Origin of the sequence: Geothrix sp. SG200, assembly GCF_022808935.1 — a bacterium.
GTDB classification, from domain to species: Bacteria; Acidobacteriota; Holophagae; order Holophagales; family Holophagaceae; genus Geothrix; species Geothrix alkalitolerans.
Window position 1 is genome coordinate 501,382 of the sequence record NZ_JAKZFR010000001.1, and the last position, 13,941, is coordinate 515,322.

8 protein-coding genes are annotated in these 13,941 nt (G+C 65.3%); 7 read left to right on the forward strand and 1 reads right to left on the reverse strand.

Features of this window, described 5'->3' with window-relative positions; genetic code table 11:
• Positions 1-114 precede the first annotated feature (114 nt).
• Positions 115-1,425 (reverse strand): exodeoxyribonuclease VII large subunit, encoded by a 1,311-nt coding sequence (gene xseA / locus ML539_RS02265; protein ID WP_243320266.1) that lies wholly within the window; start codon positions 1,423-1,425, stop codon positions 115-117.
• Positions 1,426-1,621: 196 nt separating this feature from the next.
• Here xseA and ML539_RS02270 point away from each other — a divergent pair, with 196 nt between their 5' ends.
• The 7 genes from ML539_RS02270 (at position 1,622) to ML539_RS02300 (ending at position 13,870) form a co-directional block, all read left to right on the forward strand.
• Entirely contained in the window at positions 1,622-3,076 is a 1,455-nt protein-coding gene (locus ML539_RS02270) for an N-6 DNA methylase (RefSeq protein WP_243320268.1), read from the forward strand.
• On the forward strand, positions 3,073-4,254 hold the full coding sequence (locus ML539_RS15630) for a restriction endonuclease subunit S (protein WP_243320270.1): 1,182 nt from the start codon (positions 3,073-3,075) through the stop codon (positions 4,252-4,254). Before ML539_RS02270 ends, ML539_RS15630 begins: the two co-directional genes overlap by 4 nt.
• Positions 4,255-4,265: 11 nt before the next feature.
• Positions 4,266-5,105 carry a Bro-N domain-containing protein gene (locus tag ML539_RS02280; RefSeq protein WP_243320272.1) on the forward strand — a complete coding sequence of 280 codons (840 nt, stop codon included), beginning with the start codon at positions 4,266-4,268 and terminating at the stop codon, positions 5,103-5,105.
• Positions 5,102-7,408 (forward strand): type I restriction endonuclease subunit R, encoded by a 2,307-nt coding sequence (locus tag ML539_RS02285; RefSeq protein ID WP_243320274.1) that lies wholly within the window; start codon positions 5,102-5,104, stop codon positions 7,406-7,408. The genes ML539_RS02280 and ML539_RS02285 overlap by 4 nt, the downstream gene beginning before the upstream one ends.
• A gap of 126 nt (positions 7,409-7,534) precedes the next feature.
• The gene (locus ML539_RS02290) at positions 7,535-10,852 is read left to right on the forward strand and encodes a S41 family peptidase (protein ID WP_243320276.1); all 3,318 of its coding nucleotides are present in this window, start codon (positions 7,535-7,537) and stop codon (positions 10,850-10,852) included.
• Between the two features lie 174 nt (positions 10,853-11,026).
• Positions 11,027-12,646 (forward strand): L-lactate permease, encoded by a 1,620-nt coding sequence (locus tag ML539_RS02295; RefSeq protein WP_243320278.1) that lies wholly within the window; start codon positions 11,027-11,029, stop codon positions 12,644-12,646.
• Between the two features lie 78 nt (positions 12,647-12,724).
• Positions 12,725-13,870, forward strand: a complete 1,146-nt coding sequence (locus ML539_RS02300; RefSeq protein ID WP_243320280.1) for a glycerate kinase — start codon at positions 12,725-12,727, stop codon at positions 13,868-13,870.
• Positions 13,871-13,941 lie beyond the last annotated feature (71 nt).

Below are 13,941 nucleotides of genomic sequence, written 5' to 3' on the forward strand. Positions count from 1 at the left end.
TGGACCTCGACCGACCTCGGGCCGAAGGCCCGGATGCCCTGTGCCGCAGGGCTGGTGGCTGCCTTCGTGGCCTTCGTGGAGACCTTTATCGGTCTGAACTCCGCCGAAGTCGGCCTACTCCAGCCGCGCCTTCCGCTCGCCGTCCTGCCAGCGCAGGCGGAGGGCCGCGCCCGCGGGCAGGGTCTGGGCCGCGGTCACGGGGCGCCCCTCGGCGTCCAGGGCCAGGACGAAGCCCCGCTGGAGGGGCCCGGCGGGATCCAGGCCCCGCAGCCGCTCCGCCAGCACGGCCAGGCGCTGGTCGCGGCGCTGGCAGGCGCCCAGGACGGCCGGCACCAGGCGGCGCCGGGCCTCGTGCACCCGGGGCAGGTCCAGGTCGCCGGCGGCGCGGCCTGCCGCCTGGCCCAGGCGGTGCCGCAGGAGGGCCAGCCTTGCGCCGGCGGCGTCCAGCCCGCGGCTGGGGTGGGCCAGGGCCAGCCGCTGGCCCAGGGCGGCCAGGCGCGTCCCGCCCGGGGCCAGCGGTTCCGCCCGCTGCAGGCCGTGGTCCACCAGCAGGTTCAGCGTGGTCTCCAGGCCCCGGAGGCGCCAGGCGGTCCTGGCGGCCAGGGCCTCCACGCGCCGGCGCAGTTCCGCGCCCAGGGCCGCCCGGTCCGGCGTGGCCAGCTCGGCGGCCTGGCTGGGCGTGGCGGCACGGCGATCCGCTGCCAGGTCCACCAGCGTGGTGTCGATCTCGTGGCCCACGCCGGTGATCACAGGGATGCGGCACTCGGCCACGGCCCGCACCAGCTCCGGATCGTTGAAGGCCCAGAGATCCTCCAGGCTGCCGCCGCCCCGCACCAGCAGCAGGGCCTCGCAGCCCCAGTAGGGATCCTGGAGCTCCTGGATGGCGAGGAGCGTCTCCGGCACGCAGCGCTCACCCTGGGCCGCCGCCGGGGCGATGAGCAGGTGGATGCCCGGGGCGCGGCGGCTCGTCACCTCCAGCACATCGCGCAGGGCCGCGCCGCCCAGGGCCGCCACGATGCCGAGCTTCTCGGGGAAGCGGGGCAGGGGGCGCTTGGGCCGGTCGAAGAGGCCCTGGGCGCGCAGGTCCGCCTCCAACGCCCGCAGCCGCGCCTGCAGATCGCCCACGCCCGCGGGCTCGCAGTGCGTGACCGCCAGCGTGATCGTTCCGCCCGCCACGTAGAGGTTGAGGCTGCCCTTCAGCACCACCCGCTGACCGTCCGCCGGCTTGTGCTGGAGAAAGCGCTGCTGGCTGGCCCACACCGCGCAGGAGAGCGCCGCGCCCTCCTCCTTCAGCGTGAAGTACCAGTGCTTCCCCGAACCCCGGAAGTTCGACACCTCGCCCACCACGCACACCGCCGCAAACGGCGGCTCCAGCCGGGCCTTGACCTGTTCCAGCAGGCGCTTGACGGAGAGAGGGGTGTCCATTCCGGCATGATCGCATGCCAGCCCGATCCGGCTAAGGCCGGGCGGCTCAATGGACACGATGTGACCAAGGGGATCAGCCACAATCGATACCCTGACCAAGCGCCTAATCCAATCCGCCCCTGGTAGCTTCTTCTTACCGCCGGATGCGCACAGCGCATTGCTACATCTCGCTTCCGCCCCTGGAGTGAACCGATCCATGTTCGAGCAGACTTTCAAGAACATCGACGACATCCTGCGCAAGGACGCGGGATGCACCAGTGAATTGGACTACACCGAGCAGTCCTCCTGGCTGCTGTTCCTGAAATACCTGGATGCCCTGGAGCAGGATAGGACCACCGAGGAGGCCCTGAAGGGGAAGACCTATGCCTTCATCCTCGACCAGCCTTACCGCTGGGGGACCTGGGCGGCGCCGAAGGGCAAGGACGGGAAGCTGGACCACAATGCCGCGTTGACGGGTGACGATCTCCGCGACTTCGTGAACCAGAAACTCTTCCCCTACCTGCACGGCTTCAAGCAGAAGGCCAGTGGGCCGGATACCACGGAGTACAAGATCGGAGAGATCTTCGGGGAGCTCAAGAACCGCATCCAGAGCGGCTACAACCTGCGCGAGGTCATCGACCTGGTGGACGAGCTGCGGTTCCACTCGCAGAAGGAGAAGCACGAACTCTCCCACTTGTACGAAGCCAAGATCAAGAACATGGGCAACGCCGGTCGCAACGGCGGCGAGTACTACACGCCCCGGCCCCTCATCCGGGCCATCATCCATGTGGTCCAGCCCAGAATCGGCGAGCGCATCTACGATCCGGCAGTCGGATCAGCAGGATTCCTGTGCGAATCCTTCGAGTTCCTGAAGAAGAAGCACGGCCTGACCACGGCGGATCTGACCACCCTCCAGAAGCGCACCTTCTACGGCAAAGAGAAGAAGAGCCTGGCCTATGTCATCGGGATCATGAACATGATCCTGCACGGCATCGAGGCCCCCAACCTCGTCCATACGAACACCCTGGCCGAGAACCTGTCGGACATCCAGGAGAAGGACCGCTACGACATCGTGATGGCCAATCCGCCCTTCGGTGGCAAGGAACGGGTCGAGGTTCAGCAGAACTTCCCCATCCGCACTGGCGAGACGGCCTACCTGTTCCTCCAGCACTTCATCAAGAGCCTGAAGGCCGGGGGCCGGGCGGGCATCGTCATCAAGAACACCTTCCTCAGCAACACGGATCAGGCCTCCGTGTCCCTGCGGAAGAAGCTGCTGGAGGAGTGCAACCTCCACACCGTGCTGGACTGCCCCGGCGGCACCTTCCAGGGTGCGGGCGTGAAGACCGTGGTGCTGTTCTTCGAGAAGGGCGCGCCCACCCAGAAGGTCTGGTACTACCAGCTCCAGCCAGGCCGGAACTTGGGGAAGACCAATCCCCTGAATGATGAGGATCTAACCGAGTTCCTGGCCTTGCAGAAGACCCACGTCGACTCGCCCAAGTCCTGGTCCGTGGACATGAAGGCAATCGACCAGGCCACCTTTGACTTGTCCGTGAAGAATCCCAACGGTGGGGAGGAAGTGGTTCTACGAAGTCCCGAAGTGATTTTGGACGAGATCGCGGCCTTGGATGCGGAGAGCGCCGAAGTGCTGGCGACCATCCGGGAGTTGTTGTGAAGACTGGGTGGCGAAAAGTAGCCTTGGGCGATGCTTTCACGACTGTAACTGGGAACACTCCGCCAAAGGGAAGTGCCCATTATTACGGGCATGACATTCCACTTGTTAAGCCACCAGAGTTACGCGACTGTCCAATTGATTCTGCTGAAGACGGTCTTTCGAGATCTGGCGCCGAGGTTGCGCGTATCGCACCTCCAAACTCAATCCTGGTCTCCTGCATCGGGAATCTAGGGAAGGTCGGATTCAATACCATTCCTGTTGCCTTTAACCAGCAAATCAACGCCATCATTACAAACGAGGCTCAGGTATACCCCTACTTCATGTTCTATCAGGCCCTCTCCGATGCATTCCGAGACCAACTGAAATCCCTGTCATCAGGAACAACGGTATCGATAGTCAACAAATCAAAATTCAACAGCATAGAGATTGTCCTTCCCCCCCTACAAGAGCAGAAGCGCATCGTCACCATCCTCGATGAAGCTTTCGATGGCATCGCCACCGCCAAGGCCAACGCCGAGAAAAACCTTCAGAACGCCCGTGAGGTGTTTGAGAACCAATTGCTCTCCATATTTTCAAATCCTGGAGAAGGCTGGGTGGGTAAGACCCTGAAGCAGATTGCCATGGATTTTGGACGCGGCAGATCTCGGCATCGCCCTCGGAATGAACCTGGGTTGTATGGAGGTCCATACCCATTTATCCAAACTGGTGACATCCGAAATGCTGACCATCTGATTACGGAATACACCCAGACATACAGTGAACTTGGATTATCCCAAAGCAAACTGTGGCCAAAGGGAACGCTCTGTATCACGATTGCTGCGAATATTGCAGAAACAGGCATTCTGAACTTTGACTCTTGCTTTCCCGATAGTGTTATCGGTGTAGTTGTTGACGAACGGCAGACCAGTACCAAATTCCTTGAATACTTACTTCAAAGCGTCAAATCGGACCTGAAGGCTAAGGGTAAAGGTAGCGCTCAAGACAACATCAACCTCGGCACCTTCGAAAACCACCTATTCCCATTTCCTGACCTCACTATCCAATCATTTATCACGAACCAACTCGATGCCCTTTCCAAAGAAGTTCAGAACCTAGAATCGATCTACCAGCAAAAGCTCACCGCGCTTGATGAACTGAACCAGTCCCTCCTTCACCGTGCCTTCAACGGCGACCTGTAAGGGAGATGCCCGTGCAGCAGGTCCCAGCCCAATTCGAGGACCAGGCCATCCGGCGGGTCTATGACGAGGCCTCGGAGACCTGGTGGTTCTCGGTGGTGGACATCGTGCAGGTACTCACCCAGCAACCGGATTTTCAGACGGCCCGGAAGTACTGGAACAAGCTCAAGACGCGTCTAAATGCTGAAGGCAGTGAATCGGTGACAACATGTCACCGGTTGAAACTGCTCGCGGCGGACGGGAAGCTGCGACTGACGGATGTGGCCACGGCGGAGACCCTGCTGCGTCTGATCCAATCCATTCCCAGCCCCAAGGCGGAGCCCTTCAAGCTCTGGCTGGCCAAGGTGGGCTACGAGCGCATGCAGGAGCTGGCGGATCCGGCCCTTTCGCTGGAACGCGCCCGTGAGCTATGGCAGCAGCATGGGCGAAGTGAGAAGTGGATCCAGCAACGGATGATGGGCCAGGAAACCCGCGCCAAGCTGACGGATTACTGGGCCACCCACGACATCAAGGAAGGGCAGGAATTCGCCATCCTGACCAACCTGATCCACCAGGAATGGGCCGAAGTCAGCATCAAGGCCCACAAGGATCTGAAGGGCCTGAAGACGCAGAACCTGCGCGATCACATGAGCGAGGCCGAACTCATCTTCACGGCCCTGGCGGAACTCTCCACCCGGCAGATCGCCGAGCAGGCGGACGCGCGGGGGATGAAGCCGAACGAGGTGGCCGCCAAGATCGGCGGCGGCATCGCCCGCAAGGCGCGGCTGGAACTGGAGAGCCGCACGGGCCAGAAGGTGGTCACAGCCGAAAACGCCCTTCCACCCGCGAAGACTCTCCGCCGGAAGAAGCCATGAACGAAGCTGAAACCCGCGCCGAACACATCGACCCTGCCCTGAAGGCGGCGGGGTGGGGTGTGGTCGAGGGCAGCCGCATCCTGCGGGAATGCGGCATCACCCAGGGGCGGCTTCAGGGTGGCGGCCAGCGAGCCAAGGCTGAGATCGCGGATTATGTGCTGGTCTACCGCAACACCAAGCTGGCCGTGGTGGAAGCCAAGGCCTGGGACAAGCCCTACACCGAGGGCGTGGGCCAGGCCAAGAGCTACGCCGCCAAGCTGGCCGTCCGGTTCACCTATGCCACCAACGGCCAGGCCATCTACGGCATGGACATGGCCCTGGGCCAGGAAGGCGATGTTTCAGCGTTCCCCAGCCCCGATGAACTCTGGAACCGGACCTATGCCGAAGCGAATGCCTGGCGGGACCGCTTCGCCGCCGTGCCCTTCGAGGACAAGGGCGGCTCTCATCCGGGCCGCTACTACCAGGACATCGCCGTCCAGCGGGTGCTGGAGGCCATGGCCATGGGGCAGAATCGCATCCTGCTCACCCTGGCCACCGGCACCGGCAAGACCTTCATCGCCTTCCAGATCGCTTGGAAGCTGTTCCACAGCCGGTGGAGCCTCAGTGGCGAACCCACACGGCGGCCCCGCATCCTTTTCCTGGCCGACCGGAACATCCTGGCGAACCAGGCCTACAACGCCTTTTCCGCCTTCCCGGAGGACGCGCTGATCCGCATCGCCACCGATGAGATCCGCAAGAAGGGCAAGGTCCCGAAGAACGGCAGCATCTTCTTCACCATCTTCCAGACCTTCATGAGCGGCCCCGGCGACACGCCCTATTTCGGCGAGTATCCGCCCGACTTTTTCGATTTCATCGTGATCGACGAATGCCACCGGGGCGGGGCCAAGGATGAGAGCACCTGGCGGAGCATCCTCGACTACTTCGAACCTGCGGTGAAACTGGGCCTCACGGCCACGCCCAAGCGCACGGACAACGTGGACACCTACGCCTATTTCGGCGATCCGGTGTTCGTGTATTCCCTGAAAGAGGGCATCAACGATGGCTTCCTGACGCCCTTCAAGGTCAAGCAGATCGCCACCACGCTGGATGAATACGTCTACACCCCGGACGACATTCTGCTGGAAGGGGTGGCCGAAGAAGGGAAGCGCTACACCGAGTCGGACTTCAACCGGATCATCGAGATCAAGGAGCGGGAAGACTACCGGGTGCGGCTCTTCATGGACCTGATCCACCAGGATGAAAAGACCCTGACCTTCTGCGCCAGCCAGCCCCACGCGCTGGCCGTGCGCGACCTCATCAACCAGGTGAGCCGCAGCACCAACCCTCTCTATTGCGTCCGCGTCACGGCCAACGATGGGGCCCTGGGCGAGCAGTACCTGCGGGACTTCCAGGACAACGAAAAGACCATCCCCACCATCCTGACCACTTCCCAGAAGCTCTCGACCGGCGTGGATGCGCGGAATGTCCGTAACATCGTCCTCATGCGCCCCGTGAATTCGATGATTGAGTTCAAGCAGATCATCGGGCGCGGCACGCGGCTCTTCGAGGGCAAGGACTACTTCACCATCTACGATTTCGTGCAGGCCCATCACCACTTCAGTGATCCTGAATGGGATGGGGAGCCGGAACCGCCGGAAGCGGCGGAGGAGCCCGCCACTCGGCGAGCGGCAGCGGCCCCGGACCCCAAACCTGAAGGAGAAGCGCCAGAGCGCCCGCAGAAGACCCGCATCAAGCTGGCGGACGGGAAGGAGCGGGCCATCCAGCACATGCTGTCCACCACCTTCTGGAGCGCAGACGGGCGGCCCATGTCGGCGGCCCAGTTTCTGGAGAACCTGTTCGGGGCCCTGCCGGAGTTCTTCAAAAATGAGGCGGAATTGCGGGCCATCTGGAGCAAGCCGGACACCCGGAAGGCCTTGCTGGCAGGGCTTTCCGACAAGGGCTACGGTCGGGACACCATGGCCGAGATGCAGCGGATCATCGAGGCCGAGAACTGCGACCTGTTCGATGTGCTGGCCTATGTCGCCTTCGCCCTGCACCCCCGGACCCGCGAGGCCCGCGCCGACCGGGCCAAGGTCCTCATCCATGACAACTATTCAGACAGGCAGCGAGCCTTTCTGGAATTCGTCCTGGCCCAGTACGTGAAGCAGGGCGTGGACGAACTCGATCAGGAGAAGCTGTCGCCCCTGCTCAAGCTGAAGTACCACAACGCCATTTCCGATGCCGTGGCCGACCTGGGCAGCGTCGAGGAGATCAGGGAAGCCTTCACCGGCTTCCAGCGGTATCTGTACGAATCTGCCATTTGATCGGCTCATGGGGAGAACCAACTTAGGCCCGCTGTGCCGGTCCAAGGGCCGCCGCTCGGAAGTTTCCGTTGGCTCGGCCTTACCTCGTCATACAATGCCTGCATCTCCAACCTCAGAGGTGCACCGATGCCCGGGCGACCCTTCCTTCTTTCCCGGCTGGCCCTGACGCTCGCGTTCTGCGGCGTGGCGCAGGCCCAGACGAAGCTGCTGCGCTTCCCGGACATCCACGGGGACAAGGTGGTGTTCACCCACGGCGGCGACCTCTGGAGCGCGCCGGCCACGGGCGGCACGGCCACGCGCTTGACGGCGCACCCGGGCCTGGAGCTGTTCGCGAAGTTCAGTCCGGATGGGAAGTGGATCGCCTTCACGGGCCAGTACGACGGCGATGAGCAGGTCTATGTGATGCCCAGCGGAGGCGGCATTCCGCGCCAGCTCACCTTCGATCCCGCCGCCGGGCCGCTTCCGCCCCGGGGCGGCTACGATCACCAGGTGGTGGGCTGGACGCCGGACGGCTCCAGCGTGCTGTTCCGCGCCGGCAGCGACGCCGATGGCGTGCTGAGCCGCACGGCCCTCTACACCGTGAGCCTCAAGGGCGGCCTGCCCACCCGGCTGCCCATGCCCACGGCCGGGCCGGGCGCCTACTCACCGGACGGCACGCGCCTGGCCTACGCGCCCATGTTCCGCGACTTCCGCCACTGGAAGCGCTACCAGGGCGGCTGGGCCCAGGACCTCTACGTCTTCGACTTCGCCACGAAGCAGCAGAAGAAGATCGCCGCCAGCTCGCGCACCGAGCGGGACCCCATGTGGATCGGCGACCAGGTGTACTTCGCCTCGGACCGGGACGGCACCCTCAACCTGTTCTCGGTGGACCCCGCCACGGACGCGGTGAAGCAGCTCACCTTCCAGAAGACCTGGGACGTGCGCTGGCCCTCCAGCGACCGCCAGTCCCGCATCGTCTACGAGCTGAACGGCGAGCTGCGCGTGTTCAACGTGAAAGAGGGCCGCGACCAGGGGCTCTCCATCACGGTGCCCACGGACGGCGGCGCCTCGCGGCCCTCGCGCATCGCCGTGGAGCGCAACATCGAAGGCTTCGCGCTGTCCCCCAAGGGCGAGCGGGCCCTCTTCGTGGCCCGGGGCGATGTGTTCACCGTGCCCATCGAGAAGGGCCCCGTGCGCAACCTCACGAACAGCTCCGGCGCCCATGACCGCCTGGCCCGCTGGTCGCCGGACGGCAAGACCATCGCCTTCATCTCGGACATGACCGGCGAGGACCAGGTCTACCTCGTGCCCCAGGACGGGAAGGGGAAGCCCGAGGCACTCACCAGCGGCCTGGTGGGCCAGCTCAACGGGCTCACCTGGGCGCCGGATGGCAAGCACCTGGCCTTCACGCACAAGGACGGCGTGGTCTACGTGCTGGGCGTCCAGGACCGCAAGCTCGCCCAGGCCGCCAAGGACATCTTCGCCCGGGTGGGCGACCTGGCCTGGTCGCCGGACGGCCAGTTCCTGGCCTTCTCCCTGGCCAACCTGAACGGCACGCGCAGCCTCCATGTCTGGGGCCTGGCGGATCAGCAGCTCCATCGCCTCACCGGCGAGCTGTTCACGGTGGCCGATCCCGCCTGGGACCCCGAAGGCAAGTACCTCTACACCCTCAGCCGCCGCGACTACGCGCCCCAGATCAGCAACCTGGAGTTCGACTTTGCCGGCAACCGCAACACGGACATCGTGGCCTACGCCCTGACGAAGGCGGTGCCCCATCCCTTCCCGCCGGAGAGCGACGAGGTGGGGGCGGCGCCGGAGAAGGCCGAACCGGAAAAGACCGGGCCCGAGAAGAAGGAGGAGGGCGGGAAGAAGCCTGAGGCCGCGAAGGCCCCCGTTGCCGTGCGCATCGACTTCGACGGCTTCGAGCAGCGCGGCGTGCGCGTGCCGGTGCCCGCGGACAACCTGGGCGGCCTGGAGGCGATCAAGGGCTTCCTGCTCTACAGCAAGGCCGAGCCCTTCGTGTACGGCGAGGCCAATGGCCGCCGGCCCGGCGGCGGCGCCCTGTGGATCTTCGACCTCAAGAAGCGCCAGGAGAGCGAGCTGCTGGCGGGCGTGCAGGGCTGGGTGCTGAGCCAGGACGGCGGCAAGGTCCTGGCCCGGGCCGGGCAGGGGCCCGCGGCCTCGTACCAGCTCATCGACGCCAAGCCCAAGGCCACGGAGAAGAAGACGGTCTCCACCAAGGAGCTCACCGTGGACCGCATCCCCGCCGAGGAGTGGCGCGAAGTCTACGACGAGACCTGGCGGCGCTTCCGCGACTTCTTCTACGTGAAGAACATGCACGGCTACGACTGGAAGGCCCTGCGCGAGCAGTACCGGCCCTGGCTCCAGCACGTGACCCACCGCTCGGACCTGACCTACGTGCTCACGGAGCTCATCTCCGAGCTGAACATCGGCCACACCTACACCGAGGGCGGCGACCAGTTCCTGCCCGAGCGCGCCAAGGTGGGCCTGCCCGGCGCCCGCTTCGAGCTGGATGTGAAGGCCGGCCGCTACAAGCTGGCTCACATCTACCGGGGTCACAACGAGGAGCCCAAGTACCGCAGCCCCCTCACGGAACCCGGCGTGGACGCCCGCGAAGGCGACTACATCCTGGCCATCGACGGCACGGAGCTGAAGGCCGACGACAGCCCCTACCGCCTGCTGCGGAACAAGACCTTCCCCGTGACGCTGACGCTGAACGCCAAGCCCAGCCTCGAGGGCGCCCGCCAGGTCACCTACCAGCCCATCCAGAGCGACGCCAGCCTGCGCTACCTGGACTTCGTGCTGCGCTCGAAGGAGACCGTGGACAAGCTCAGCGGCGGCAAGGTGGGCTACCTCCACATCCCCGACATGGGCGGGTCCGGCCTGTACGAGTTCATCAAGTGGTACTACCCTCAGATCCGCAAGGAGGGGCTCGTCGTGGATGTCCGCGCCAACGGCGGAGGCAACATCAGCCAGATGATCCTGGAGCGCCTGGGCAAGAAGCTTCTCGGCACGCGCTTCGGCTATGCGGGCGAGCACCCCACCACGTACCCGTCCACCGTGTTCCACGGCCCCATGGTCGCCCTCGTCAGCGAGACCAGCGCCAGCGACGGCGACATCTTTCCCTACCACTTCCGCTTCGCAGGGCTGGGTCCCCTCATCGGCAAGCGCACCTGGGGCGGCGTCGTGGGCGGCGGCAACTCGCCCCTCATCGACGGCGGCAGCGTCTTCGTGCCCCAGTCCGGCACCAACGCCCCCACGGGCGAGTGGATCATCGAGGGCCAGGGCGTGACGCCTGACATCGAGGTGGAGAACGATCCCGCCTCCATGTTGGCGGGTCGGGACCTGCAGCTGGAGCGGGGGGTGCAGGAGGTGTTGAAGCGCATGGCGGAGACCCCCATGCACCTGCCGAAACGCCCGGCCGATCCGGTCAAAGTGAAATAGGTCTGGTGGTCTAACCGCCTCATTTAGTGCCGATAAAATCCACTTTGAAAGATGTAGCCACAAGGGCCGGGATCTGAACGATTCCGGCCCTTGTGGCTCAAAAACGTTTTTGGCTTGGTGGTCAGACCGACCCCAGATACTGTTTGGCAACCGATTCGGAGGTCGACAATGTTTTTGAGCATCCTTGCAGCCACGCTGCCCCTCATCGTTCTGCTCATCGGCATCCCGCTGCTGATGAAACCCGCCGCCAAGGTGGCGCCCATCGCGCTGCTGGTGACGGTGCTCGCGGCGGTCACCGTGTTCCACTTCCCGGTGAAGACGACGGTGCTGGCGGCCTTCCAGGGCGGCCTCACGGGCATCTTCCCGATCATGTACATCCCCTTCGGCGCGCTGGTGGTCTACAACGTGCTGAAGGCCACGGGCTGGATGGACAAGATGCAGGGCGCCATGGCGAACCTCACCGTGGACCGTCGCGCCCAGGCCCTGCTCATCGCCTTCGGCTTCGGCGCCTTCCTCGAGGGGATCTGCGGCTTCGGCGCCCCGGTGGCCATTCCCGCCAGCATCCTCATCGGCCTGGGCTACAACCCCATGATGGCCGCCCTGGTGTGCCTCGTGGCCAACACGGGCCCGGTGCCCTTCGGGTCGCTCGCCATCCCCACGGTGACCCTGGCCAAGACCACGGGCCTCGACGTGATGAAGCTCTCCCAGATGACGGGCCGGTTCATGGCGCCCCTGGCGCTGATCATGGCCTTCGCCACCGTGTACGCCATGTCCAAGTCCAAGGGCCTCAAAGGCGCCCTGGGCACGATCCTGGTCTCAGGCCTCAGCTTCGCCATCACCGAGTTCCTGGTGTCCAACTTCATCGGCGCGGACCTCACCTCCGTGCTGGCGGGCCTGGTCTGCCTCGTGGCCACCGCCATCTACCTGAACTTCCAGAAGCACGCGCAGCCCTGGCTCTTCGAGGGCGAGGCCCCGGCCACCGGGGAGCGGCGCGAGTTCCATCCGAAGGAGCTGTTCCTCTCCTGGCTGCCCTACCTGCTGCTGGCCGTGCTCGTCATCGCCGTGAACCTGCCCAGCACCAAGCCGCTCTTCAATGGCAGCGCCCCGGGCTGGAAGTGGGTGCTCCTCAAGGCCCAGATCTACAACCCCGGCAAGCTCTACGCCTTCACCTGGCTGCAGAGCCCCGGCACCATCATGCTCATCGCCGGCCTCATCGCCTTCCCCTTCATGGGCATCAGCTACGGCGTGATGGGCGAGCAGTTCGGCAAGACCTTCAAGCAGATGATCCCCTCCTTCATCGCGGTGGCCAGCATCCTCGCCATCGCCGAAGTGATGAACATGGCCCTGCCCATCATCGACCCCAAGACCAAGCTGGCCGTAGTCGGCGACCTGGCCACCAAGCAGATCTCCATGGTGGCCACCATGGCCAACGGCATCGTGGCCCTGGTGAGCAGGCACGTCTATCCCTTCCTGAGCCCGCTCTTCGGCACCCTGGGCGTGTTCCTCACGGGCAGCAACACCTCGGCCAACGCCCTCTTCGGCAACCTGCAGCGCCTCACCGCCAACGGCATGGGCCTGTCCGACATCCTCATGGCCTCGGCCGGCAGCGCGGGCGCCTCCGCGGGCAAGATGATCTCGCCCCAGAGCATCGTCATCGCCGCCACCGCCGTGGGCCTGGCCGGCAAGGAAGGCCTCATCATGCGCCAGACCATCAAGTACACGATCCCCTACGTGATCCTGCTGGGCCTCATGGTCTTTGGCTTCGCGTTCCTGTTCCCGGGGCTCGTACCCTGATCTGCTGATCGTCAGCCGCCAAGACGCAAGAGCGTCTTGGCGGTAGTTTTATCTCTGGCTGAAATCGAGGTGGGTTCCATGCGCATCATCGTGGCTCCGGATTCCTTCAAGGGCAGCGTGTCGGCCCTCGGTGTGGCGGAGGCCATGGAGCGGGGCATCCATGCCGTGTTTCCCGCCGCGGAGGTGGTCAAGGTGCCCATCGCCGACGGTGGCGAAGGCACGGTGGAGGCCCTGGTGGCCGCCACGGGCGGTCGCCTCATGCACACGGAGGTGCGCGGTCCCCTGGGCGAACCCGTGCGGGCCCACTGGGGCATCTCCGGCGATGGCGGCACCGCCTTCATCGAGATGGCCTCGGCCTCGGGCCTGCCCCTGGTGCCGAAGGAACTCCGGGATCCCCGTGTCACCAGCACCTTCGGCACGGGCGAGCTGATGAAGGCCGCCCTCGACGCGGGCCTGCGCGCCATCGTCATCGGCATCGGCGGCAGCGCCACCAACGACGGCGGCACGGGCATGGCCCGGGCCCTGGGCGTGCGCTTCCTGGATGCGGAGGGCCGCGACCTGCCCGAGGGCGGGGCCGCCCTGGCCCGGCTGGCCCGCATCGATCTTTCGGGCCTGGACCCGCGGCTGGCTGAGGCCAGCGTCATGGTGGCCTGCGATGTGGACAATCCCCTCTGCGGGCCCCGGGGCGCCTCCGCCGTCTACGGCCCCCAGAAGGGCGCCACGCCGGAGATGGTGCAGGAACTGGACGCGGCCCTCGGCGTCTTCGCGGATGTGGCCAAGGCCGCCACGGGCCGCGACATCGCCCTGCTGCCCGGGGCCGGCGCCGCCGGCGGCCTGGGCGCGGGCCTGCTCTTCTTCACGCCCGCCAGCCTGCGGCCCGGCGTCTCCATCGTGCTGGAGACCACGGGCTTCGAGGCCCTGGCCCAGCGGGCGGATCTGGTCATCACCGGCGAGGGACGCACGGACTTCCAGACCGCCATGGGCAAGGCCCCCGTGGGCGTGGCGGCCGTGGCCAAGCGCCATGGCGTGCCCGTGGTCTGCATCGCCGGCGGCCTGGGCGACGGCGCCGACGATGTGCTGGTCCACGGCATCGACGCCCTGGCCACCACCGTGCCCCAGCCCATGAGCCTGGAGGACTGCATGGGGCAGGGCGCCGCCCTGGTGGAGGCTGCCGCCGCCCGGGCCTGCCGCCTGGTGAAGGTGGGCATGGGCATGCACCGATGAAATGCGATTGACAGCCGCCGGCCGTGTGATTGACATGCGATTGACACGCACACCTGTTTGACACGCGCTCG

Excerpts from the sequence above, each read along its gene's own strand:
- ML539_RS02300 (WP_243320280.1), top strand. The coding sequence starts at position 12,725 with ATGCGCATCATCGTGGCTCCGGATTCCTTCAAGGGCAGCGTGTCGGCC.
- ML539_RS02285 (WP_243320274.1), top strand. The coding sequence starts at position 5,102 with ATGAACGAAGCTGAAACCCGCGCCGAACACATCGACCCTGCCCTGAAG.
- ML539_RS02270 (WP_243320268.1), top strand. The coding sequence starts at position 1,622 with ATGTTCGAGCAGACTTTCAAGAACATCGACGACATCCTGCGCAAGGAC.
- xseA (WP_243320266.1), bottom strand. The coding sequence starts at position 1,425 with ATGGACACCCCTCTCTCCGTCAAGCGCCTGCTGGAACAGGTCAAGGCC.
- ML539_RS02290 (WP_243320276.1), top strand. The coding sequence starts at position 7,535 with ATGCCCGGGCGACCCTTCCTTCTTTCCCGGCTGGCCCTGACGCTCGCG.